We start from the raw sequence: 23824 nt of genomic DNA, 5'->3' as shown, positions 1-23824 counted from the left end.
CCGCAGTATCGACCGGAGGCAGGGGCGCGGCGGGGCCCGTGCGGAAAAGCTCCTGCGGGACACCGTAATAGTTGGGTTCGGAGATCGCCCGGGCCAGACGCGGTTCGCCGCCTGGAAACGGCGGGGTTACCTGCATGGTCGCCGGTATACGAAGCATTCGCCTGAGCACGCTTTCCATGGTCGGCGCATCGTTGTCGAAGCCGCCGTGGGTCCGCGACGTGGAAGCGCTGTCCAGCGGCGCCGAGGGTTCCGTTGGCGAGAGGAAGATATATTTGCCGAATGCTTTCTCTACTTTTGCATCGCCGCGCTGGAAGTCCTCCATGCCAAGGATCGGTGTATCGACTTTTTCCTCGAAGGCGCGGGATACCAGGTAGAGCAGCGACTTGTGGTAGACTCCGGCGCAGTTGTCCGCGCGTTCGGCCTCGCGTGAGAGGCCGAACATCAGGGCTTCCTCAATTCTGCTGCCGATCAGCGGCGCCAACTGTGCGTCGAACAGAGCGTTGGTCACTGCCGGGGCCAGGAAATGAAGCTGTTTCACCGGAAGTTTCTTCGCGCAGAGCAGTGGGAGAAGATGGGCGTGGAAGATCGAGCCGGCGCTGTGGCCGATGGCGAATATCTCACCCGGCTGGGTCCACTTCGCGGCCAGCTTCTCGACGAACAGGTGGGCGCCGCCGTTCGCATCGCTGGCGCGCTCGGCGCTGTCCTTCATCGCGCGCCAGAGCAGGCTGCCGACTTTGGCACCCAGCCGTTCGACCACAAGGTCGGCGGTATGATCCCAGATATCGCGCGACATCGCCCGGCCGCGCTGCTGGTCGCTGTCGAGGATCTGCCAGAAGGTTTCCAGTCCGCCCGTCTCCCACACGAAGAACAGCGGATAGACGCCGTGGGCCGGCCACCAGCGATGATAGGCCCAGGCCATCGCCAGGCCGTAGCGTTCGTTCGTCAGCCCGCCGTGGGCATAGAGCATCAGCCTGTAGCCTCCGACCTTGCACTTTTCGGCAATGCTGGCGACGATGCGGTCGAGGTCGGCCGGGGAGGTGGTCGCGATGCCGTCGTCAGACAGGCGCCCCTTGCGCAAGTTAATGATATGCGGCGCCAGCGCGCGCAGTTGCTCGGGCGAGCCGCTGAACGGCCCCGGATCGAGGTAGGGCGGCCATGACGGTGCCGGCGGCGGCGGCGGGGCCTGCCGCGGCACGGTACGACGGGTGTCGGCGGGTCGGTAGCGACTGGGACTGCCTTCCACCGCCTTCAGAAAGGGGGGCAGCGGGGCGGCGGCATCCTTGTTCCAGGCACCGAGGAAGCTGTCGAGGTCGCCGAGGACCTTGTGCTGCGCGGGGTTCAGTTCCTCTCCCGCGCCGGCATCCAGCAACGCCAGCAATTCGACGGGTTCCTTGCCGGTGATCGCGCGCCGGCTGGCGATCAGTGTACCGTCGCCGGTAAGCAGATAGTGGCTGAGCGAGTGGCCCGCATTCGAAGCCGCATCCGCATCCGGAGCTGCTTCCGATGCGTCGTTCTGCCCGCGATAGAGGTCGATGAATTCGGCGGCGGGGATGTTGCCCTGCACCTTCTTCACGGTGATCCACTTCGCGCCATCGGTGGCTTTCATCGACATGGCATTCTCCTATGCAGTGGCCGGCTGCTGCCGGTTGAGGCGTGACAAGAGCAGGGGCATGGTGGCGGCCGCGCCGGGGATCAGGGTGAGGATCGACGCGGAAGTGTCGTGGTTGAGGTAAGTAATCAGCAGCGACCCCGCCGCGACCAGCAGCAGCAGCGGCAGGCGAAGAAGGCTCCATGTGCCGCCCGCCTCCGCTTCTCGGCGGAACTGGTCGAACCAGTCCGGGTGCTCCAGCGTGCGGACCCAGTGGCCGAAGCTTTCGTTCATGAGCTGGAAGTTCGGGTCGGTCCGCACCAGGCGCCGGGCGAGCAGTCCATTGATGACGGAAAAGTTGCTGGTGTTGATGAACTTATCGTGGGCCAGATGGTACATCACCAGATGTTCCTGCTTGGAACATCGCACCCACTGGCCCTGGTAATAGTCGCCCAGGAAATTCGCCATGTATTCATGGATCTGCTCGACATAAACGCACGACAGACTGGTGGCGGTCTGGTTCGCGGTGAAGCTGAACGATTTGATCTGGTCCTGAATGCGGTCGGAAGGGATGCGGATCATCTCGTCCGCGATCACCTGGGCGACGCCGGGATTGGCGCCCGCCCACTTTCTGACGTTGGCCGCCACATCGCCCGAGCCGATCTGCGCGAGCAGGCGGTCGAGGTTGCTGTCGCCTTCGCTCCGGCTTTGCACCGGGGCGGCCATGTTCTCGTTCCAGGTATAGGTGATGAATTCGGAGAACAGCTCCGCCCAGCGGTAGGACTCGCTCTCGTTCATCACGCCTGCCAACCCTGCCGCCTCGGCCTCGCGCTTTTCGCGTTCTCGGGTCTGGCGCAGGCGTACCAGTGGCAGGGTCTGGGCGAAGAAGAAGATGTTCGCCTCCGGCCGGGCGGTGAGCTGTTCCAGCAGACTCAGCGTCTTCAGCCTTAGCTGGCGGTTGGCGACGATGCTTTCGAACCCGGTGACGACCCAGGATTTGACGGTGAGGAGTGCCATCGTCTTGTCGCCCAGTCGGTCGCGTTCGATGGCCAGGTCGAACAACTCGAAGCCGCGGCCTCGCGAAAGCTCTGTCTGCAGGTCGGTGAACTGGCGATAGGGGTAATCGATGAAGACCGCCTTGACCGGTTCGGTGGCGCTGTTGCTTGTCCACATCTCGCGGATCTGGCTGGGCGAATGCGGCGGGTGCAAGGCGCGGAAGGCGAAATGCTGCAACCCGAACAGACTGTTGGCAAGCAGGAGCAGCAGCCGGTAGACGGCGTAGACCGCCGCAACTGCCGCAGCCAGAACGAAAAGGATGTCGCCGATAAGGATCGCCAGCCTTCCCGGCAGGTTGGGCGGGAATTCCTCGCCGGTTTCCTGCGCAGCTGCCCGGACATTGCTCAGCGAGGCTGCGGCAGCGGCTTCCGGTTCCCTGACCGAACCCAGGCTGTCCTGCTGGCGCGGGCTCCACAGATAGAGGATCGGTGCGGCCAAAGGCGATAGTGCGCCAAGATCGTGCCGGTAGCGTTCCAGCAGCGTCGCTTCGACGAACAGGTGCGGGGCGAAGCGCGCAGGGGCCGGGCCACATGGCGCGGCGGCGGTGCCGTTTTCACGCGGGGCGCATGGATAGAGGCTGCGTTGGAGCGCGCTTATCGCCTTGTTGCCCGCCTCTCTGGCATCGTCCAGACGCAGCATGTTCTGCGGGGCGCGGTCGGCCCGCACCACTCCCGCACCGGCGCAGTAGGCGGCTATCGGGGGGATCACCGCCAGAAGGTACAGCGTGATCGCCTGCAGGCGCAGGACGCGGCGCAGCCGGTGCGTGACGGATGCCAACCGGTTGCCCTTGCGGTGCCGGGGCCCGGCCGAGTGCCGGTTCACCGCGGCTTCGAGCAGCGCCTGAACATAGTAGCGCCGGCGCCAGCCGTCGGTCGCGAGCAAGGCGATGGCGACCAGAAGTAGCCCGTGGAGCACGATCCGCCACGGCGGCTGCCCGGCCGTGAGCATGCAGGCGGCGGCGACCAGTGCGATGCAGGCGAACCCGGCCAGAGCTGCGCCGGCCAGACGCCGCATCCCGCGATGCCAACCCCCATTGGCCTGCGGCTTGGCGAACAGCATGGTCAGCACAAAGCTGCCAAGCAACCCGTGCAGCAGCATGGCATCGCCCGATGCCGTGAACAGCCCCGCCAGCATGAGCAGGCCAAGCAGGATATGCGGCAGCATTGTCCGGTCCAGCCATTGCTTGCGGGCGGCATCCAGCGCAGGATCGGGGTCGGGCCAGAGCCGTCGGACGAGCGCGGCGCGGTCCACCATCGCCGCCAGCGTCATAGCGATGGCCAGCAGTATCCCCACCGCGAGCATCATCGTCCCGGCCAGATAAGCGGGTGCCAAGGCGAGGTTCTCCAGTCTCGTCTTGTCGTACCACACCGCGACCAGCCAGCGCGGCGAACAGGCCGCGCCGAAGGTCATCCGTACTTTTCGGCCCCCATACAGGGCGCTGAAGGCAAGGGTCGGGGCCGGTGACGGCGCGCCCATCGCGGCGGCATCGCAGCGTGCGCCCAGTGCCTGCGCGGCGCGTTTCAACTCGGTCACCGTGTCTAGTTGCTGGTCGAAACTCTCGCTATGTTCGCGGGTGGGGTCGGAGTGGTGCAGGACTTCGAGGCTGACGGGGTCGATCACCGCAAACCCGAAATCGGCGGGCATCGGCACGTCCATCGTAGAGGCCAGCGGCTTGCCTGCCATGAGGAAGCCACCGCGCGAAAGAGGGTCCGCCAGCAGTGCGACCATGCGCGAGTTGCCGTTGTTGGCGGCGGGAACCTGGTCGATGACGTAGGTCCAGCCCGAATCGCAGTGGGGCTTCCTGATGATGGCTGGAAGGCCCGAAGGCGGCTTCGCCGTTGGTGTAAGAACCGGCAGGTCCGCCGCAGCCTTCGGATCGCAGGGCAGGGTATCGCCGCTGCGCAGACGGACGAAATAGCGCCGCTTGCTGATGTCGGCCTGCGGCGGATGGTTGCTGGCCCCTGCCGCGTTGAGAACCTGCCCGTCCTCTGCTTGTCGCAGTTGCACGATCAGCAGCGGCAGCGGTCCCGGTTCGCGCAGGGCAGCCTGGTCCTTTCCGGCGGGCGGCGGCTTGCCGGCTTTCGCGGCATCGAGCAACGGCGAGGGCGGGGGGTAGGGGGCATCGCGTCCGGCTCCCAGTTCTCCGGCGTGGCTTTGCAAGGCCTTCAGGCTGTCATCGATTTCCCGGTCCAGGTCGCGGGCCGTCGCTACCGAAAGTGTGCGCGCCATCACGTCGCTGTCTCGCCGCAGGTCGGTCCAGGCCAGCACCACCATGCAGGCGGTCACCAGCGTCGCGACGATCAGAGGGACGGCAGCCATGACGCCGATGACGTCGACCCAGCTCAGCGAGCCATTGGGGTCGATCGAGGCCAGCTTGATAAGCGGCACCAGCAAAAGCAGCAGGACGACGGCAAAGCCGAACACCGCCTTGGTGAACGGGCTGAGACTGCCCAGCGCCGCATTCACGCTGGGCGGTTCACCTAATGCGTCGATGCGGCACTGGCGGGGCAGGCAAACGACGTCGGGCTGGCCTTCGCGGGTGATGGTGACCGGGCGACCGAGGTCCAGTGGCCATGCGTAGAGCAACCTTTCGATACCCGCGAATACGATCGGAATGGCGCCATCCCGCTTGGCCGCATCGGCCAGCTTTACCCCGCCTTCGTCCTTTGCACTTGCGCTTCCGGATGCGACCAAGGCCGCCGCCAAAGGCTTGTCCGGCCAGTCGCCATCCCCGCGCAGGACCATCAGGACAGTGCCGTCCGGCCCTTCGATGGCCAGATCGCGCGGGCCGTCGTCCCGGGACTTGTCTCCCAGTAGCGTGCCAAACGACGCGCGGGCGCAGAGCGGAGTGCCCTTGCTTACCGCCATGATCCGCAGCTTGCGATCACGTGCCTGGGTGCCCTCTGCGCCGAGGCGAAGCGGGGATGCTGTCGTCATCGCGCTCGCACACCAGTCGGCGGCGGGATCGGTGGGCTTGGCAACTTCGATCTGGAACCGCTCGGTTCGGCTTTCGCCGATGTCCTGCCTGCCTTCGGGCGAAACCCTTTCAGTGACCACGTCGCCAAGATCGTGAAGCTGATGCGCGATCCGCTGCACCGCGCCAAAATCCGCCTGCTGGCGCCGGAGCGTGAGGTCGGAGCGGGCCTGCACGAACAGCAGTCCGAAAAGCAGGACGACGACGAGGCAGGTCGAGATGAGCAAAGCCACCGTTCGGGTCGCAGGTGCGGAGGAGATCTTCTCCAGCATCGTGTCAGCCCCTGATGTGCATCACAGGAACTCTCGCAAGTAGCGGGCCCAGCCGGTTGTTCGGTCGAAGTAGAGTGCGGAATAGGTGGCGGACGTGTTGAACCATTCGCCCCGCGACGAGGGAAACCAGAAGGCCAGCCCCTGAGACCGGGTGACACTTGGCCCTAGCGCGCAGTGGGCGATGCGTGCGGCGGTGGTGGCCTGTTCCAGCACCCCTGCTGCGCCGCGAAGGACTGGATCTTGCCCGATAACCGTCAGGTTCTGGGCAAAGTCGATGAGGTCGTAGCTGTCCTTGATGTCGAAGGACTGGCTGCGGCGACGCGCGGTATCGAGGGAGATGAAACCGGCTTCCCCCAGCGGCTGCGCGGCGGCAATCAGTGCCTTGAAGGCGGCGACGATAGCGCCCGAGGCGGTGAAGGCGCCCAGCGTGCAGGGAAACAGTTCGGGCCGCGAAAGGTAGGATTGCTCGAAGGCAGCGACAGCGCTTTGCGCCAGTCGTTGCCCGTCCACCGGGCCGCTTGCCAATCCGCCCAGCCAGCGATGATAATCCCAGCCATCCCCCGGCTCCAGGTCTTCCGAAGCGGTGACGACCCGGGCTACCGTGTCGAATTCCGCCAGCACCTCGACCATGCCGTTGAGGCAGGTGTCGGAGAAGATCATTTCCACTTTGCTTCGACCGGCGGCGGCGAGGCTGCCTGACAGCACCTTGCCGGCTTCCAGGGTAGTTAGCAGGCCGCCGTTCGTATCGTCGTGCAGCATCGCGCGGATCTGCTGATCGGCAGGACGGCTCCCCCAGAACAGGCGGCGGCGGGGACGCTGGCGTAGGGCGCGGCGGCGGGGCGTTACCGCGCGTCCGCGTGCCACGATGTCGGCGCCGGGATCGGCCTCGTCGAAGACGCCGGAGCCGTGGTCCCAGAAACCGATCGCCACCGGGACATCGGCAGGGACGCTGGCGAGCGCGCGGGTCAGAAACTTGGTTAGGATGACGGGATCGCCGGTGTCGATCTCGTCCCAGTCCTCAAGCGTGCGCAGCCGCCCATGCGAAAGTTCGAGGACTTTGGCCGCGCTGCCGAAATGGTCGGTCAGAGCGATGACCAGACCGTCGCCGGGCAAGCCGTCCAGCATCTCGTTGAGATCGGTGTCGACGTAACTCGACAGGTTGTTGTCCCCGCCGAACAGTTCGATGATGGCGAAACGGGGGGATTTCATCTGGATCGCAAAGGGTTGCACTGACATGTCTACCTGCCGGTTGGAGGATAGTTCATTCGGTGCGACCCGGGTATTCTTGGGAACGGTACGCGGTTACGGCCCGGCGCCCGCCCATTGCTGTGCTTCCTTGCGGCCCCGCCCGTAATCGATGATGCAGCGCATGTAGCGCGGGAAGAACTGGACCGGGTTGAGCAACCGCCGGTCCTCGCGCCGCCAGTCGGCGCAGGTCATCGTGCCCTTGCCCAGGGCGGCGTCGTCCAGGGTGAATTCGTGGGTCTGGGCATCGGGGAGGATGCGCACGAGGTTGAAGCAGCCTTCACAGTCGCCCGCTTTCGTCTCGATGCGCTGGGCGGAAAAGCGATAGACCTGGTTGGCGAGGATTTCCTCCGAGCGCAGGGCAAGTGCGATGAAGGTCCAGGGATCGTGCGCCCCTTCGAGGCCGCCGGTGGGTTGGGCGGCGCTGCACAGGCTGTCATCGGTTTTCGGGCAGGTATCGGGTTTTGACACCTCCAGCGTGCCATTGATGATCGCATACGTGACAGGCACCGAGACGGCGCCTCCGGTCAGAGCCGAGCGTTTGCGGCGGTCGTCGATCACAGCGCCGATTTCGGCACCGAACAGGCCGAAGCGCGCGCCGCCATCTACGTACATGCGGTTGTCGAGGAACACGGGGGCCGCTGCGATCGGGGCCGAGGATGAGGCTATGATCGCGGAAATGTAGCAGTCCTTCAGGAAAGCCGCGTCCTTCGATTCCGGCTGCTGCGGCGTGGGCGGCAGAGGCTGCGCGGCGATGTAGCGGTTCGCCATATCGACCATGTCGAAGGCGACGGCATCGCCCGTGTCCACATCGACAGCGCCAACCCATAGCGTGCGCCCCTGCCGCCGCCCGTCGGCCACTGCGGCCATCGTGCGGTAGGTCAGGTATTTGCCAAGGTGCTCCCGAAGCGGCTCAAGATCGGCGACGGCGCCGTGCTTGGCCAGCGCGATGCCCGCGTTGAGGCCGAGGCCGCCTGATGCGGATGGCTTGAGATAGGGGCGCAGCAGGGCGCTTTCGTCGACGATGCTGTATCCGGCCACCGCATCTTCGGTCTGTCCGGTAAAGGCAAAAGTGGCAAGAATGGAGCCGGTGCTGATCCCGGTCACCATCGTAAACTGCGGAAAACCCTTGCCGCTGCGCTCACGCGCCTGACGCCATGCGTCGAGGAAACCGGCCCCGAAGGCACCGTGAAGGCTCCCGCCGGAGAGGAACAGGAATGCTGGAGCTTCCCCGGCAGGGCCGCGCCCGCCGCCTGGCAGGCGGTTGAGCGATGCGTCCAGCTGCGCCCCGAAGCTGCCCGCCGGCAGAGTGCTGGCCAAAGTCTCGGCGGGGCCACGTGCGCCGGGTGCGCGCGGATTGGCGGGAGTGGAAGCAAATGCGGCATCCTCTTGTGCAGAGGGCAGGTCCACCGTCAGCGTATGCCGCACGAAACCGCACATATGCGCCTGCGGAGTGAAGATGGCATCCTGTGCACATCCCGGGAGTGCCGCAAGCAGCATTGCCATGGCGACGTGGACGCCGCCGCGCACGGATATTGTCGCATCTTTCAACCGGCCCACGGTTCGCATGAGTCTGGTCGCGAAAAGAAAGAGATAGTTGTTATTTCTTGGGTAATTGCCCGATATGGATTCCATGACAAATATCGCCACAGGATCTCTCCCCCTTGTTTAATGACAAGGTAAACAAAGCATCAAATAAGTTTTTGACTTTAGCTTCGATAAACAAAGACATCTGTCGATATTGAATGTCAATAATTTTCGATCTTGCTTGACGTTTGATAAGAAATTTCGTTCTATTGGCACTGCCTCCGTCGGTCGTGATTGCGAAGGCCGTGGCAGCGTCGCCAAAACCATAACAGATTGTTTCCGCAGGGATCTGACCGGGCTGGCCGGTCGAGGGAGGATGTCATGGCGCTTGGGAAAGGAATTTCCGCGGGGCTCGCGCTCCTCGCCATGGGTGGCTGCCACGGTGCGAGGGGGGAAAAGGACGAAGCCGTTCAGGCCGGCCTGTCCGACGATCACTTCGTCCAGGCGGGCGAGGACTATTTCAGGGACATGGACAACGGTGTGCGGCTGACACCTGCCGAGGTGCGCGGCCGCAACATGTGGCTCGTCTGGAGCGGGGGCAACGACCGGTTCTGGGATGGTATGTCGAAGCCGACATTGGGCGGATTCGACCTGCTCAAGATCGTCGCGCCCGATCCGCGCACGCCCAACCGCAGGGGTAACCGCTGGTATCAGCTCGGCCTGGTGAACGAACCCTGCTTCAAGCCTCCCGCGAAGGCCGATAATTACGGCCTGTGGCGCGATGAGCGCGATCCAGCCTGCCCGCCCGATCCTTTCGCCGATGCCGCGCGCTATCCGGGTGTGGCAATCGGCGCGCGGGGTAAGACCGTTCCGGTGGGTTCGTATTACGGTGAGCCGAGTGGCATCCTTGGCCTGCGGCTGTTTCCCAATCCCGATTTCGACGAGAAGGCGAAGGCCCGCTGGAGCGCCGCGCGTTATTATGCAGATCCGCGCTATTATAACGACCCGAAGCTGGTCAGGCCTTACCGGGTGGGCATGAGCTGCGGCTTCTGCCACGTCGGTCCAAGCCCGGTGCATCCACCCAAGGACCCCGAGAACCCGACGTTCGCTGATCTCAATTCCACCGTCGGCGCGCAGTACATGTGGGTGGACCGGCTGTTCTTCTGGAACCCGAACGAGCGCAACTACATGTACCAGCTGGTAAAGACCTTTCGCCCGGGCGCCATGGATACTTCGCTGGTGTCGACCGACAACATCAACAACCCCCGGACGATGAACGCGGTCTACAGCCTGGGTGACAGGCTGACAGCAGCCCGCCAGCTCGGCCACGAGGCGCTGAAGGGGGGCGAGCGGGACAATATGCAGTTCAACATGTTCACGAACAGCACTGCGTTGACCCGCTACTTCGAGGCGCCGGATCAGGTCTGGACGCCGCACGTCCTCAAGGACGGCTCGGATGCGGTGGGCGCGCTGGGTGCGCTGAACCGGGTATACCTTAACATCGGCCTCTACAGCGAGGAATGGCTGACCCATTTCAACCCGGTGGTGGGCGGCAAACCGATCACGCCGATCCGCATTGCGGTGGCGCGCAAGAACTCCGCCTATTGGCGCGCGACGGAAAAGGGTACGATCGACACCGCGCTGTTCTTCCTCAAGGCCGCGCGGCCGGATCGACTGGCCGATGCGCCGGGCGGCACGGCTTATCTCGGCACGCCTGAGGCGGTCGCGCGCGGGCGAGACGTTTTCGCGGTGACCTGCGCGCGCTGCCATTCCAGCAAGCAGCCGCAGGCCCCTGCGGACGTCAGCCTCGCGGGCAGTGCCGGGCCGGGATATATGACGCGTTTCAAGGTTTGGTGGAAATGGACGCAGAGCCCCGATTTCCAGCAGAAGATGAAGACGCTGGCGGCGCGCCCGGACTTCGCGAGCGGTAATTACTTCAGCACCGACGTGCGTATCCCCGTCACGCTGCTGCGCACGAACTTGTGCAGTCCGCTGGCGACCAATGCCCTGGCGGGTAACATCTGGGACAATTTCTCGTCGAGTTCGTACAAGGCGCTGCCCTCCGTCGGCCGCTCCAGCTACCGTGACCCCTTTACCGGGGCGGCGCTCAGTTATGCGATGCCGGCAGGCGGGCGGGGTTATACGCGGGTGCCGTCGCTGATCTCGTTGTGGTCCACGGCGCCGTTCCTGCTCAACAATTCGGTGGGTCCGTTCAACGGCGATCCTTCGGTGAGTGGGCGAATGGCGGTATTCGACGGCTCGATCGAGGCGATGCTCTGGCCAGAGAAGCGGCCGCGCGATGAAGTTTTGCCCAATGCCGGCGGTGTGATCGACCGGACGACCGCGCGCAGTTACCTGTTCGTGCCGTCCAGCTTCCTGCCCAAGCTGCCGGGCAAGCTGGACGCCGAGGCGCAAAAGGCGCTGGCGCAGCTGACCAACAGCAACGGCGACATCGAAGTGGGGCCGATCCCCGCGGGGATGCCGGTGAACCTGCTCGCTTCGCTGCAGCCGCTCGCCGAAAGCCGTTCTCCGGCCGAGGTCACCCGGCACTACGGGCGGGTCCTGATCCTGCTGGCAAAGCTGAAGGCCGCGATCCTCTCGGTGCCGAAAGGGGCGGACGATGCGGCTCTGCGCGTTCACTTTTCAGATTTGCGCGGGGATTTGATGGCGCTGAACAAGTGCCCCGACTTCGTCGTCAACCGGGGGCATTATTTCGGCACGGCGACCTTCAACGACCAGCAGGGTCTGACTGCCGATGAGCGCGCTTTTGGCCCTGAGCCGGTGCTGGGAGACGAAGACAAGCGGGCTTTGATCTCCTATCTGAAATCGCTTTAGGCCGCGCCCGGTGGAGGCCACTTACGACTATGTAGTGGTTGGCTCTGGCGCGGGCGGGGGCACGGTCGCGGCCCGGCTGGCGGAAGCGGGTATGCGGGTACTGGTGCTGGAAGCGGGACCCGATCCGGGGGGCGAGGCGAACTACGAGGTTCCCGCCTTCCACCCGCTGGCAAGCGAGGATCCGCAGTTCTCCTGGGCTCAGAAGGTCCGGCATTTCGATGCCCCGCAAGAGGCGGGCCTCGACGACAAGGCCGATGCCGATGGCAATATCCTCTATCCGCGCGCGGGTGCATTGGGCGGGTGTACCGCTCACAACGCGATGATCTTCCTGCCGCCGCCCGATGAGGACTGGGACTGGCTGGCCCGTCAAACCGGAGACGAGGGCTGGTCTGCCGCCGCGATGCGCGGGCATCGCCGCAATGTGGAACAGTGCCGCCATCGCCCCTTGTGGCGCCTTCTCGCCCTGCTGGGTATCGACCCGACCGGGCATGGTTGGCGGGGTTGGCTGCCGGTCGAAAAGGCATTGCCGCTGCGGGCCATTGTCGACGCAGGCATGATCCGCGCGATATTCCTTGCCGCTCTGGTCGAACTGGGCAGGGGGAAGGGGCTGAGGGCCAGACTGCGCGCGTTCTGGCAGAACTGGGGTGATCCCAACGACGTCCGCCGGGGCGGCAGCGAACAACTTTGCTACCTGCCGCTCTCGACCGACCGCCATGCCCGGACCGGCGCGCGCGAACGCCTGAACAGCGTTGCCGCGCGTCATCCCGAGCGCCTTGATATCCAGACCGACGCGCTGGCGACGCGGATCATTCTTGACGACGCGGGCAGGGCATTGGGGGTGGATTGGACCAAGGGGCGTCATCTGTACCGCGCCTGTCCCGAACCTTCCGAAGAAGACGGCAGGCCGATGACGGCATTCGCCTCGCATGAAGTCATCATTGCGGCGGGGGCATTCGCCACGCCGCAACTGCTGATGCTCTCGGGCGTCGGCGACCCAGACCGGATGGCCGCGCATGCTATCGCCCCCCGGATCAGCCTGCCCGAGGTTGGCCGTAACTTGCAGGATCGGTACGAGATATCCATCGTCAATCGCATGGCGAGTCCCTGGAAGTCGATGCGGGGCGCGGACTTTTCACGCGGCGACAAGCCCTACCGGCGCTGGCGGTACTGGCGCCTTGGCATGTACGTTTCCAACGGCGCCGCGATCACGGCCCTGCGCCGGTCGTCGCGGGCGCAGGGCCGTGATCCCGACCTCGTGCTGATGGGGCTGATCGGGCGCTTCCGGGGCTATTACGCCCGCTATGCGCAGGACACCTGGCCCGGGCATGACGGCTTTTCATGGGCAGTGCTCAAGGGACAGACGGGCAACCGGGCGGGATCGGTCGATCTGGCTTCCGCCGACCCTCGCGATCCACCCCTGGTCAGGTTTCGCAACTTCGCCGAGCACGGAGACGCCGACCTCGATGCGCTGGTCGAAGGGCTGGAGATGGCGCGCGAATTGACCCGGCCGCTGGTGGACTGCGGCGCCATCGCCGAGGAGGAAGTGCCCGGCCGGCATATCGAAGGGCAGGCCCTGCGGGAATGGGTGCGCGCCCGCGCATGGGGTCATCATGCCTGCGGCACGGCGGCCATCGGCCCGGTACTGGACGCACGCGGAAGGGTCCACGGCACCAGCCGCCTGCGCGTGGTTGATGCCTCGATCTTTCCGCGCATACCGGGGCTGTTCCTGGTCGCTGCGATCTACCTTGCCGCGGAAAAGCTCGCTGCGGACATCCTGGCGGATGCCGCGGCGGGGAAAGGCTGAACTATGCTCACGCCGCTTCACCGCCTGCTCGAAGCCGGCCTTCATGCCGAGCGGCGGATCGACCCGTTCGTTCGCCCGGCGCTCGACGCGGTGCTGCGCTGGCCGCTGACGCGCTTTTTCAACTGGACCATCAACCTCACCCGCAGCCGCGACGTGCCGCCGCTCGCGATGGAGTGCCTCTGGCCGGACGAGGAGCAGAGCCTGGACACGATGGTGGCGGAAATGCAGCGCCAGCTCGATATAGACTTCACGCCCGGCAACTACGAACGTGCGGGCAATACCAAGACGCACGGCCTCGTCCATGGCGAACTGACCGTGCTGCCGAATCTGCCCGAGCATCTACGCCGCGGCATCTTCGCCGCCGAGCGGAGTTATCCTGCATGGGTCCGATTTTCCAACCCGGGTCCGCATGTCGAGCCGGACATCGACGACGTTGGTTTTGGCAGCATCGGGCTGAAGCTGATGGATGTGCCCGGGCCCAAACTGATGGACGACGAGCTGCACACCCAGGACTTCACCGCCGTCACCACCGTGACGTTCGTCACGCCGAACTCACGGGAGAATGCCTTTCTTCAGTACTGGAGCAGGCGCCATCTTCCCATCTGGTACTTCCTCAACCCGAAGCGGACGCATATCCGCGATTTTCTGATGCAGGCGCTGTGGAACCGCACGCTCGCCAATCCACTGGCGAACGAATACTTCAGCTGCGTTCCCTATCTTCTGGGGCCGGGCCAGGCGATGCAATACAGTTTTCACCCGCTGACGCCGGTATCGACGCATATCCCCCGGCTGCCGCTGCGCCCGCCCGACAATTACATTCGCGACAATCTGGCGGAAGGGTTGCGTGCCGGCGAGGCCCGTTTCGAGATGCGCGTCATCCTGCAGAACGATCCGTTTCTGATGCCGATCGAGCAGAACGGCGTACTATGGGACCCACGCCGTTCACCGCGTATTCCGGTTGCGACGCTCACCATTCCGAAGCAGGAATTTCAGTCGCCCGAGCAATTCGCTTTCGCGCGCCGCTTGACCATCAACCCGTGGCACTGCCTCGCCGATCATCGCCCTCTGGGAAATCAGAACCGGGCCCGCAAGCGCATGTATTACGAGATGTCGCGTTATCGTCAGGCCAAGAACGGCGAAACCCACATCGAGCCGACCGGGGCAGAGAGGTTCTAGCAGCTTTGCTCCTCAACCGGAAAGTATGGCGGCGAGCCCTTTCAACCCCGGCAGGAAGAAATACGCGCCGCCCTTGACCGTGACGAACCGGGGCACGCCGCCCAGCAGGCGCGGGCAGCCGTGCCTGTCCACATGGCTGAAAGCATCGGTTGCCAGGCTACCGTCGGCCGGTCCACGATGACCGAGCAGAGGGTCGGATTCTCCGCTTAGTCCAGCGAAACTGGGGCTGGCGATCCATGCCCCCTGCACGAATTCGAATTGCCGCGCGAGGTTCGCATTGAGGCAGATGAAATGGATGCCGCTGGGCAGAAGGGGGGCACCTTCAGCGGCCGTGATAGCCTCGGCGGGCGAGATTGCGGGTCCATAGGGTCGTCCCCGCCGCACGATACGGTGAAAGCGCGCGGCGGCGACTGCATCGTGGATCGCCGTGCCCTTGAGCCCGAGCGATGAAAGCAAGTCGCGTACAAAGCCCCGCCGGCCCTGAGGATCGTCGCTGCTGCGCGGGTTCGCGCGGCGGATGTGCGCACCGATGGGGCAGGCGATGCCGTCAGGATCGGCGGCGAAGGTGAAGCTGTTGTCGCGGTCCTGGGTTCCCTCGACCGGCGTCACGGGCAGGTCGTCAAGCGGAGCGCCGTCCATGGTACGGCCGACCATGCGCGCCGCCAAATCTCCCGCGCCGCCGGGGCCGGCTACCTGAGCCAGCCATTGCCAGAACCCCCGAACGTCCTGTTCCAGCTGGCGATAGACGAGGTAGCTGCCGTTGCGGCCGACCCCGGCTTTGGTGGGATGGTCGGCGACGAAGCCATATTCGTTGGGATAGCCCAGCAATACCTCTCCCATGGCCAGGCGATTGCGGTAGACCCGGTCACGCACCCCTCCGGGCCGCAGCGTACCCTCCCAGTCCAGCACCGGCTGCGATACCCCATCGGCGAAACCGAAAGGCTCGTGGCCAACATGGGCGTTGCTGCGATTGAGGGCGAGCAGGGTGCAGCCGGCCGAGGGCAGGGCGTTGACGATCTGTGCTTCCCGGGTCGCTATCGCCTCTTCGGTGGATAACAGGATCAGCAGAACGTGAGGCTCTTTTGCACCTGCGCCCCAGTTCCAATATTGCGGCGCGTTTTCTCCTGCGTCCCCCAGGCGGTGCGAGCGGCGTTCGTCTCCGGCCATACCGTCCAGAAATTCCGGGGCGAAACCGGGGATGTCGTCCGGTGCGAAGCCCAGCGCGCGCAGACCCGCTGCGGTAAACGCAATCTGGTCGACGCACGATACCCGGTGTGACTTGGCTTCTGCCAGCGAGGTCACGGTCAGGCTCCGCAGCCATGCGCGCGCAGCGGCGGGATCAATCACGCGCAGCAGCAGGTAACGCGCCGCCCGCAGTGATCCGAAGCCACGATCAACGATGGCCTGGATGTCGCCTGTTTCGGTGGCGGCGGCGCTCATATCTCGGCGATCCAGCGGCGCAGCGCGGCCCCGGACGGCGGGCTCTCGAAACCGTGCCTGATGCGGGTATTGCGCGCCATGTCGTATGTGCTGAGGCCGGGCATCGCCTTGTACCAGACCTGCGTGGGTATCTGGTGGTGGAACAGGTAGCGCTTGAAATCCTGCTCGTGGCGTGCCCCGCCCAGTATCAGCCAGCGGGTGCGGGGATAGCCAAGGCCGTTGGAGAACGAGAGATTCAGTCCGAACGCGACTTTGTTGATGAAATCGTCGTTATAGGCCTCGCGGCTGCCGTCGTAGTTGCTGGCGAAAAACACCCGTCGTCCTTCGTCGAGGAAGGTCCACGAGGCGAAGTGGATCGTGTTCACGCGCGCCAGGCGCCCCTTGCCAAAGATATGCCGCGCGCCCCAGCCGATGACCCATAGGATGGCGATGGTCAGCCAGCGCCGGAACAGTCCCGGCTTGAGCGATCCGATGGCGCTGTACTGGTTGGTGATGTCGTGATCCTCCAGCGCCGACAGAGTGCGATTGCGCTCCCTCGACGGAGGGGGCGCGATCACCGGATCGCGGGTTTCGCGCCAGCGCAGAAGGATTGCCAGAAAGGGAACCAACGGCAGCAGCACGGGGGCGAGGATGAGTGCGATAGCGGGTAGCAGCAGGAAATGGGCGGTCTCGCCTATGCGCCACGTTAATGGCGGCGCGGGGACAGGGCTGAGTGTCATGGCTGCCCCCGCCTCATGAAGGATGGGTAGCAACTGTTCCGGCGATGCGCGGGGGTGGGCGAGCCGTGCAGTGCGTAGCACTTCGTGGAGCGCCGCTTCCTCGCGCACCTGTGCCGTGCTTCTGCCCCGCCAGTTGACGTAAGTGGCGGCGGAGCGAACCCGATGCGCGCGCAGCCATTGCAGCAGATCGGTCTCATCGCCGAAATCGTTGCAATGGCCAAAAATGCGCCGCAGTCCGGGCGCCGTGATTGCTATGAGATCGGCGATCAGGGCATCCGGTGTACCGTCGAAGTCGGCGATGAAGGCAAGCCTTGTCGGCTCTTGGACGGGAAGGGTCGGGGCGATCAGCCGGTCGGGCAGCGACGGGTCCTCCAACACGACGAAACGCGCGACGTGCAGCGAGGGGATCCGGCCGAACGGCACCAGCGAATTGGCGGGGTCAGCCTGCCCCGGCGCGGCGTTCATCGTTGCAAGCAGCGCGGAAAGTCCGGGTATGGCGCCGTGTCGCAGTACCCCCGCTATGAACAGCTGGGCCTGCCCCGTCACTTGCCCCGTGGCTTGTGGCATCACTGTTGATTGCCGAACTCCAGGGCGAAATCGATCAGCCGCCTCTCGCCCCAGTACACTTTGCCGAGGTAGATGCCGGGTTCGATCATGCGAATTTCGTCCCGTACCCGCGACGCCAGGAGTGAGGTGTCCGAATAGTCGAGGACGATGCATTCCTTGGTGTCGAGCCAGCTTTCCCCTTTGTAGACCTTGGCGACGATGGCCTTCAGTCCCAGTGGCAGGATATGATTGCGCAGGAAGCCGTGCCTGGCGTCGAATACTTTACCCTGCCAGGCGAAGAAGTTGATGATCGCTGCGATCTCGTCGGAAAAGCTGGTTCCCGGGGCGATGATGGCGGTGCCTTTGGCTTCTCCGTCGGGGATCGGTCCTGCCTCATGGGAAGAGAACAGCGCGTCCAGATCTGCCTGCGACATCTTGAGCCACTGCGAAACGACGGTGCCCGTCATAGTGCCCTCCCGGTCTGTGCGCCGCCTGGGTCGAATCGCCGGACAGTTGCCGGTGAAATTTATTGTGCGGCTATATTGGTAGGGTTGTCACACCATCAGGGAAGCAAGACAACACTATTGATGCATGTTCCTGTTTTGCGCCAGCCGCGCTATTCCGTCGTTGCCGGAAGCATGAGGACAACGAGCAGGCCGGGGCCGTCCTGCCTGTTCTCAAGCCGTATCGTTCCGCCGGACAGGGTCATGGCCTTGGTGGCGATCGACAGGCCGAGGCCGCTGCCGGATGCCTTTGAGGGGCCGCGTTCGAAACGGCGCAGCAGGCGCTCGCGGTCGGTCAGCTCGACGCCGCTCCCCCGGTCGCCGATGGAGATGGCGAGATGGGCGGAACTGCGTACGATCGCGATGTCGATCCGTCCGCCGGAGAGGGCATGGCGCGTGGCATTGTCGATCACCGCCGACAGGGCGATCTGCAGTGCGGCGGGGTCGCATCGCCAGCGTACGACATGATCGGGCGTGACGGTGAATTCCATCGCGTCCGCAGGAAGCTGCCCGGCGGCCTGCGCTACCACGTCACCCACCAGCGCATGGATGTCGGCGGAGCGGTTGGAAACCGGCGTGGCATTTAGCCGGGCCAGTGTGAGCATGCCGTCGATCAGCCCGTTGGCGCGATCGACCATGCCGATCAGCCTGCCTACATCGTCCGAGAGCAGCGCGGGGCTGGTCTTGCGCAGCAATTGCGCCTGCGTGCGGATCGCTGCGAGCGGAGTACGCAGTTCGTGCGCGACATCGTCGGTGAAGGCCTGTTCCAGCTCGTATGCCTGCCCCAGACGCGCGAACAGCTTGTTCAGCGCGACGATCAGCGGCCCCAGATCGCGGGACCATTCGCCCGGCTCGAGATGGGTGAGATCGGCCAGCGAGCGGGCATTGAGCGTGGATGCCAGCCGTTCGACCTCCGACAGGCTGGTACGCAGCGTCAGCCAAAGCACCACCATCCCGACAGCGAGTAGAAGGAGCATCGGCAGCGCCAGCTTGCGCAGGACGGGCAGGACGGTGAATTCGCGCATGGCGTCACGCTCGGCCACCACGATCAGCAGACGGGGATCGCGGCCCAGCAGGCCGTAACTGCGCCAGCGGTCGCTTACGGCGGTAAAATCGTGCAGTCCAGGCTGGCGGGGCACGAGGCTTACCGGCGCGCCCCAGCCGGACTGGGCGACAGGCTTGCCTTCCCAGAACACCGCGAACATGCACCAGTCATACGATGCGTTGAACGCCTTCTTCTCCTCGGAGGTGAGGAGGGGATCGTCGGCGCTCCGAAGGGCCACGCCGCGCGATTTCAGCACGGTGGGGGTCAGTTCGTCCTGCATCATCATGTAAAGCAGGCGCGAGGCATTCACGAGCTGCGCATCGGAGGCGCGCCCGATCTCCCGGCTGGCGACCGTGTACAGAATGGCGCCCATAGCCAGCCCGGTCAGCGACAGCAGGATCAGCAACCGCCGATAGAGCCGCGTCGAGAGTGAGGAGCGCCTCATGACTCCTGGCACCCTACCATATAGCCCAGGCCCCGCGCGGTGCGGATGAAGTCGCGCCCGAACTTGCGCCGGAGGGCCGAGATGGCGACTTCGACGGTGTTGGATTCCACCCATTGGTCCTGATCGTAGAGTTCGCCTTCGAGGTCCGCCTTGGAAACGAAGCGGCGGCTGCGCCGCATCAGCAGAGCCAGCACGCGGAATTCCTTGGCGGTCAGCGCAACGGGTTCACCGTCCAGAGCCGCGATGTGGCCGGCGAAGTCCAGCGTGACGGCGCCCACGCTCACGCTGTCGTCCTGCCGGCGATCCTTCCGGCGCAGCTGCGAGCGGATGCGCGCGGCCAGTTCCTCAAGGTCCACCGGCTTGACCACATAATCGTCTGCCCCGGCATCGAGACCGGCCACGCGGTGGGGCGTGCGATCGAAAGCGGTGATGATGATGACCGGCGTTGCGTCCTTTGCCGAGCGCAGTTCGCGCAGCACTTCGAGGCCGGACATGTGGGGCAAACCGAGGTCGAGCAGGATCACGTCGTAGCTGGCGACGCGGGTGGCGGCGAGCACGTCGTCGCCGCGGGTGAAAAGGTCGGCGACGTAGCCATCCAGTTCGAGCGCCCGCTTCATCGCGGGGCCGAGATCGGCATCGTCTTCCGCAACCAGCAGGCGGGGCAAGGCATGGCTCCAAGCGTGGTTGAAAGGTCACGTAAGCAACCGGGGTACGCCACCTCCGGAGGGGCGTCAAACCGCTCGAAAATGTTTTTCGCTCATCAGCTTCGCATCAGCTTCGCAGGTTAGAGGCTGCGCCCGGACCTGCATGCAGGCGCCCTTCGGCAGCGTGGCCGCTGCGAAGGGATATAGAAAATGGCTAACGAAAACATGACGATGCATAACCCGCCGCGCAAGATTGCCTATTCCTCGGGCACCGTCGCCGCCGCTTTGCCTTCCGTGCCGGCGCGTTCGCGGGCGGGACTGGCTCCTTGCGTGGCGCTGGTCGGCTGCGACGGATCGGGCAAGTCCACCCTGGCGCGCGATCTTGTCAGCTTGCTGGACCGGCAGGCGCCGACAAAATCGATGTACCTGGGACTTGGCACCGGAGACCTCGGGCGCCGGATCGGTGAACTTCCGCTGATCGGCGGAATCGTCGAACGCTATTTGTCGGGCAAGGCGCGCAAGGCGCATGACGGGCCGGAAAAACGCCTGCCGGGACTGGTCACGGCATTGGCGATGTACAGCCTGTCGCTTGCGCGCCTTCGCCGGTTCAACAAGGTGCTCGATTACCGCCGCCACGGCGTTCAGGTGATTACCGACCGCTACCCGCAGGCCGAAGTGCCGGGCAGCTTCGACGGACCGGGCCTCTCCTGGACCCGCCAGGGTTCGGCACTGGTCGAACGGCTAGCCTCGCGCGAGCGTGCGCTTTACGCCGAGATGTCGGCATGGCGCCCGACCTTGGTGATCCGCCTCAACGTCGATGTCGATACGGCACTGGCGCGCAAGTCGGACCACCAGCGGGACATGCTCGAAAAGAAGATCGCCGTGGTCCCGACACTTGGTTTCGCAGGCGCGCATATCGTCGATGTCGACGCTACCCGGCCCTATCGCGAAGTCCTCGAAACCGTTCTTGCCGTGCTGCGCCGCCACGGCCTGAACGCCTGACCTGCTCCCCCTAACTCACTGAACTGCTTCTGCCATCACGATGAACACTACTTCTCTTCCCCCCCTGATCGCGGTCATCGGCTGCGACGGCTCCGGTAAATCGACCGTCACCGAGGCGCTCCAGCAATGGATGGATGCGCGCGTGCCGACGAAAATCTGCCATCTCGGCAAGCAATCTGGCAATATCGGGCGCTGGATAGCCCGATTGCCGCTGCTCGGCGGAAAGCTGGACAAGTCGATCCATGCCAAAGCCCAGCGGGCGCAGACCGACAAGGGCCCCGGCCTGCTGGCAGCGCTGGTCATCTTCGTATTTTCGATGCGGCGGGTGCGCCGTTTTCGCCGGATGATGCGGCTGCGCCGTGCCGGTAACGCGATCATCGCGGACCGCTTCCCGCAGCTTGGTGCGCCCGGCCCGATGGACGGGCTGGGCCTGGCCCAGGCGCGCCGATCAGGCATGGTCGGGCTGCTGGCGCGGTCGGAGCGGCGGCAATACGAGAGCATGGTGGCCAACAGCCCGGACCTCGTGCTGCGGCTCAACGTTTCGCTGGACGTTGCTGTGGCCCGCAAGCCGGATCACCGCTTCTCCTCGCTCGCCCGCAAGATCGCCGACGTGCCGCGCCTGACCTTTGAAGGTGCCCCGATTGTCGAGATCGACGCGGAGCAGCCGCTCGAACAGGTGCTTGCGCAGGCAAGGACCGCGATTGACGAGCGTCTGGCGGCGTGCACGGCAGCCCGCGTGAAAAGTGCCGCGCGATGAAGGCCCTAAACGTGAAGCACTGGTTCGCCGACGGAGTGTTCCGCACGATCCTGCGCAATGCGTCCTATCTGGGGTCCAGCAAGCTGCTGGGTGCCTTGCTGGGCCTTATCGCCCTCGCATGCGCAGGGCGCGGAATGACGCCGGCGCTGTTCGGCACGCTGGTCCTGATCCATTCTTATGCCAATGGCGTGGGTGCGGTGGTCAAGTTCCAGACCTGGCAGTTCATCGTGCGCTACGGCGCGCCTGCGCTGGGGCGGGGGGACCTGGACGAACTGCGCGACGTGACTGGCTTTGCTTTCGGACTTGACCTTGCCAGCGGGCTGCTAGGGCTGGCCGGGGGGCTGTTGCTGTTGCCGTTCCTGGCCGAAAGGTTCGGCATCGGGGCGCAGGATGTGGGCATCGCGATGCTTTATTGCACCCTGATCCCGACCATGACCGCCGCCACGCCCACCGGCATCCTGCGCGTTCTGGACCGGTTCGACCAGCTAGCCGTGCAGCAGCTTGTCACCCCGCTGCTGCGCGCGATCGGGGGCGCAGTCTCGTACTTCGGGAACTTCGGTTTCACCGGCTTCGTGATCACCTGGTTCGTCGCCGACCTTGCCGGCGACTTGTGCCTGTGGATCATGGCCGCCGCCGAACTGCGCCGCAAGGGCATTCGCGGGGCACTGCGCCCCGGTCTCATAGGACCGGGGCGGCGACTGGCGAACGCATGGGACTTCGTGTGGACGACCAACATCGCCCATTCGATCTGGGCCGCCTGGGGGCCGATCAGCAACCTGATCGTCGGCGCCCTGCTGGGCCCGACCAGCGCGGGCCTGTTCAAGATCGCATCGACCTTCTTCGATTCCGCCAGCAAACCCGCCGATCTGCTGTCCCGCAGCTTCTATCCCGAGATCATGCGGCTCGATCCCACCAGCCGCCACCCGTGGCAGCTCGCGATCCGCAGCGCGCTGATCTCCGGCGCGATCGGCTTTGTGATCCTGCTGCTGGTTATGCTGGGCGGCGAACCGGTTATCGGCGCGGTCTTCGGCAAACGCTACGTCGAGGCTTACGATCTCCTGAAGCTCATGACCGCATCGCTGATCGTGACGATGGCAAGCTTCCCGCTCGAATCCCTGCTCTACATGGCCGGGCGGCAGCGTGCGGCGCTGGTCGCGGAAGGCGCGGCGGCGCTGGGCTATGCCGGTCTGATCTTCATGCTGATCCACCTGTTCGGCATCGAGGGTGCGGGGCTGGCCTATGTCGCGGGCGTCTGTCTGAAAGCGGTGTTCATGCTGCTGCCCACGCTCTGGGCCTATCGTGACCGGAGCAGCCTTTCGCATATCATGTCGCAGGGGGCTCGGGCATGAGCGCGCGCAGCACTTACTCACCGGCCGTTCTTGATGCGATGTTCGAAGCGGTCGAAATGGACGATGTTGTCGATCCCGTGGTCAGTCTGCCGGACCCGATTCCGGTCGCATGCACGCAGGAGGAGATGCGCCGCTGCCTTTCTTTGTGCGTGCAGTTCTGGCGCGCCGGCGCCATTCGAGCGGACTTGCGGGAACTGACGGCAACGCTGCTGCTTACCGGCGATCTGCCGCAGGACGCGCGCCTGCGCTACAAACACATTCGCGCCCGCTACAAGCACTTGCGTTTCGCGCTGGTGCTCTACGGCGCGCGGCACAAGGCGCCGCTGCTGTTCCGTTCGACCGTCGTGGTCATGGGGCACCTTCAGGATGCGTTTCGCAACAGACGGCGGGCAGCGGTGCTGGGCTATGCGCTGCTGCTGCGCGCTCTGCTGACCTGGCCGGTATGGACAACGATCCAGCGCGAGGTGGACGCCGTGCGTCTCGACGACGCTGCGGGGTTCCTCGCCTTTCGCCGGAGCGAATTTGCGCGCCTGAAGTCGTGGGTACAAGGCAAGGCGCTAACCGGGCACCGCTTCCATGCGATGCGCAAGGTCGTCAGTCGGCAGGTCTCGTTCTACGACACAATGCGCACGCTGGAGCCCGACGATCAGGCCTACCGGATGTCCCGCTTCCTCAGTGCCATCAACGGCTTGATGGGCAGTCTGCACGACGATCTCGTCGAACAGGCATCGGCCGGGCACCGAAACTATCACAAGGATGATTTCCCCCTGCCCGACGACATCCGTTGCCGTCTGGAGGCTCTGACCGCGCGGTATCCCGTTACTGCGACAGACCGAAGCGCGCCGGCTTTTTAAGGCCGGTCACGCTTCTGGTCTCGGGCTCAGCGGCACTTTATGG

General features: G+C 64.9%; 16 protein-coding genes. 7 read left to right on the top strand and 9 right to left on the bottom strand.

Features of this window, described 5'->3' with window-relative positions:
• The 4 genes from GVL61_RS20760 to GVL61_RS20745 all read right to left on the bottom strand — a co-directional run.
• Positions 1–1612, bottom strand: a 1612-nt coding sequence (locus tag GVL61_RS20760) for a hypothetical protein (RefSeq protein WP_200845008.1), incomplete at its 3' end; no start/stop codon positions are given.
• Between the two features lie 9 nt (positions 1613–1621).
• A complete protein-coding gene (locus GVL61_RS20755; RefSeq protein WP_159982559.1) occupies positions 1622–5890 on the bottom strand; it encodes a hypothetical protein in 4269 nt (1422 codons plus the stop codon).
• Positions 5891–5911: 21 nt separating this feature from the next.
• The gene (locus tag GVL61_RS20750) at positions 5912–7126 is read right to left on the bottom strand and encodes a clostripain-related cysteine peptidase (RefSeq protein ID WP_159982558.1); all 1215 of its coding nucleotides are present in this window, start codon (positions 7124–7126) and stop codon (positions 5912–5914) included.
• Positions 7127–7192: 66 nt separating this feature from the next.
• Complete coding sequence (locus GVL61_RS20745) at positions 7193–8665, bottom strand: patatin-like phospholipase family protein (RefSeq protein ID WP_159982557.1); 1473 nt, start codon at positions 8663–8665, stop codon at positions 7193–7195.
• 378 nt (positions 8666–9043) lie between these two features.
• Between GVL61_RS20745 and GVL61_RS20740 the strand changes: the two genes are divergently transcribed.
• The 3 genes from GVL61_RS20740 to GVL61_RS20730 are packed head-to-tail and all read left to right on the top strand — an operon-like array spanning position 9044 to position 14477.
• Complete coding sequence (locus tag GVL61_RS20740; RefSeq protein WP_159982556.1) at positions 9044–11497, top strand: hypothetical protein; 2454 nt, start codon at positions 9044–9046, stop codon at positions 11495–11497.
• Positions 11498–11507: 10 nt separating this feature from the next.
• Positions 11508–13301 (top strand): GMC family oxidoreductase, encoded by a 1794-nt coding sequence (locus GVL61_RS20735; protein WP_200844896.1) that lies wholly within the window; start codon positions 11508–11510, stop codon positions 13299–13301.
• 3 nt (positions 13302–13304) lie between these two features.
• Positions 13305–14477: a hypothetical protein gene (locus GVL61_RS20730; RefSeq protein WP_159982555.1), complete on the top strand. Its 1173-nt coding sequence runs from the start codon at positions 13305–13307 to the stop codon at positions 14475–14477.
• A gap of 12 nt (positions 14478–14489) precedes the next feature.
• On the opposite strand, the gene GVL61_RS20725 is transcribed toward GVL61_RS20730, so the two are convergent.
• From GVL61_RS20725 to GVL61_RS20705, 5 genes are all read right to left on the bottom strand, one after another.
• The gene (locus tag GVL61_RS20725; protein ID WP_159982554.1) at positions 14490–15917 is read right to left on the bottom strand and encodes a peroxidase; all 1428 of its coding nucleotides are present in this window, start codon (positions 15915–15917) and stop codon (positions 14490–14492) included.
• On the bottom strand, positions 15914–17203 hold the full coding sequence (locus tag GVL61_RS20720; protein WP_159982553.1) for a hypothetical protein: 1290 nt from the start codon (positions 17201–17203) through the stop codon (positions 15914–15916). Before GVL61_RS20720 ends, GVL61_RS20725 begins: the two co-directional genes overlap by 4 nt.
• Positions 17203–17649, bottom strand: coding sequence for a hypothetical protein (locus tag GVL61_RS20715; protein WP_043975130.1), 447 nt, complete (start codon positions 17647–17649; stop codon positions 17203–17205). The genes GVL61_RS20720 and GVL61_RS20715 overlap by 1 nt, the downstream gene beginning before the upstream one ends.
• A 149-nt stretch (positions 17650–17798) precedes the next feature.
• Positions 17799–19175 carry a HAMP domain-containing sensor histidine kinase gene (locus GVL61_RS20710; RefSeq protein ID WP_159982552.1) on the bottom strand — a complete coding sequence of 459 codons (1377 nt, stop codon included), beginning with the start codon at positions 19173–19175 and terminating at the stop codon, positions 17799–17801.
• Positions 19172–19840, bottom strand: a complete 669-nt coding sequence (locus GVL61_RS20705) for a response regulator transcription factor (RefSeq protein ID WP_159982551.1) — start codon at positions 19838–19840, stop codon at positions 19172–19174. Before GVL61_RS20705 ends, GVL61_RS20710 begins: the two co-directional genes overlap by 4 nt.
• 189 nt (positions 19841–20029) lie before the next feature.
• Between GVL61_RS20705 and GVL61_RS20700 the strand changes: the two genes are divergently transcribed.
• Genes GVL61_RS20700 through GVL61_RS20685 form a run of 4 tightly spaced genes read left to right on the top strand, consistent with a single transcriptional unit; the run spans position 20030 to position 23781 of the window.
• A complete protein-coding gene (locus GVL61_RS20700) occupies positions 20030–20821 on the top strand; it encodes a hypothetical protein (RefSeq protein ID WP_200844895.1) in 792 nt (263 codons plus the stop codon).
• Between the two features lie 40 nt (positions 20822–20861).
• Positions 20862–21578 carry a nucleoside triphosphate hydrolase gene (locus GVL61_RS20695; RefSeq protein WP_159982550.1) on the top strand — a complete coding sequence of 239 codons (717 nt, stop codon included), beginning with the start codon at positions 20862–20864 and terminating at the stop codon, positions 21576–21578.
• Positions 21575–22927: a lipopolysaccharide biosynthesis protein gene (locus GVL61_RS20690; RefSeq protein WP_200844894.1), complete on the top strand. Its 1353-nt coding sequence runs from the start codon at positions 21575–21577 to the stop codon at positions 22925–22927. Before GVL61_RS20695 ends, GVL61_RS20690 begins: the two co-directional genes overlap by 4 nt.
• Positions 22924–23781, top strand: coding sequence for a hypothetical protein (locus tag GVL61_RS20685; RefSeq protein WP_159982549.1), 858 nt, complete (start codon positions 22924–22926; stop codon positions 23779–23781). Before GVL61_RS20690 ends, GVL61_RS20685 begins: the two co-directional genes overlap by 4 nt.
• Positions 23782–23824 lie beyond the last annotated feature (43 nt).

The sequence above is a fragment of the Novosphingobium sp. 18050 genome (genome assembly GCF_902706195.1).
Lineage (GTDB): Bacteria > Pseudomonadota > Alphaproteobacteria > Sphingomonadales > Sphingomonadaceae > Novosphingobium.
Note: the sequence above shows the minus strand (reverse complement) of the source record. Positions and strands in the feature narration are given on the sequence as shown.

Coding starts and splice junctions, on each gene's coding strand:
- GVL61_RS20755 (WP_159982559.1), bottom strand. CDS start 5,890: ATGCTGGAGAAGATCTCCTCCGCACCTGCGACCCGAACGGTGGCTTTG.
- GVL61_RS20685 (WP_159982549.1), top strand. CDS start 22,924: ATGAGCGCGCGCAGCACTTACTCACCGGCCGTTCTTGATGCGATGTTC.
- GVL61_RS20750 (WP_159982558.1), bottom strand. CDS start 7,126: ATGTCAGTGCAACCCTTTGCGATCCAGATGAAATCCCCCCGTTTCGCC.
- GVL61_RS20730 (WP_159982555.1), top strand. CDS start 13,305: ATGCTCACGCCGCTTCACCGCCTGCTCGAAGCCGGCCTTCATGCCGAG.
- GVL61_RS20725 (WP_159982554.1), bottom strand. CDS start 15,917: ATGAGCGCCGCCGCCACCGAAACAGGCGACATCCAGGCCATCGTTGAT.
- GVL61_RS20720 (WP_159982553.1), bottom strand. CDS start 17,203: ATGCCACAAGCCACGGGGCAAGTGACGGGGCAGGCCCAGCTGTTCATA.
- GVL61_RS20700 (WP_200844895.1), top strand. CDS start 20,030: ATGGCTAACGAAAACATGACGATGCATAACCCGCCGCGCAAGATTGCC.
- GVL61_RS20710 (WP_159982552.1), bottom strand. CDS start 19,175: ATGAGGCGCTCCTCACTCTCGACGCGGCTCTATCGGCGGTTGCTGATC.
- GVL61_RS20715 (WP_043975130.1), bottom strand. CDS start 17,649: ATGACGGGCACCGTCGTTTCGCAGTGGCTCAAGATGTCGCAGGCAGAT.
- GVL61_RS20740 (WP_159982556.1), top strand. CDS start 9,044: ATGGCGCTTGGGAAAGGAATTTCCGCGGGGCTCGCGCTCCTCGCCATG.
- GVL61_RS20690 (WP_200844894.1), top strand. CDS start 21,575: ATGAAGGCCCTAAACGTGAAGCACTGGTTCGCCGACGGAGTGTTCCGC.
- GVL61_RS20695 (WP_159982550.1), top strand. CDS start 20,862: ATGAACACTACTTCTCTTCCCCCCCTGATCGCGGTCATCGGCTGCGAC.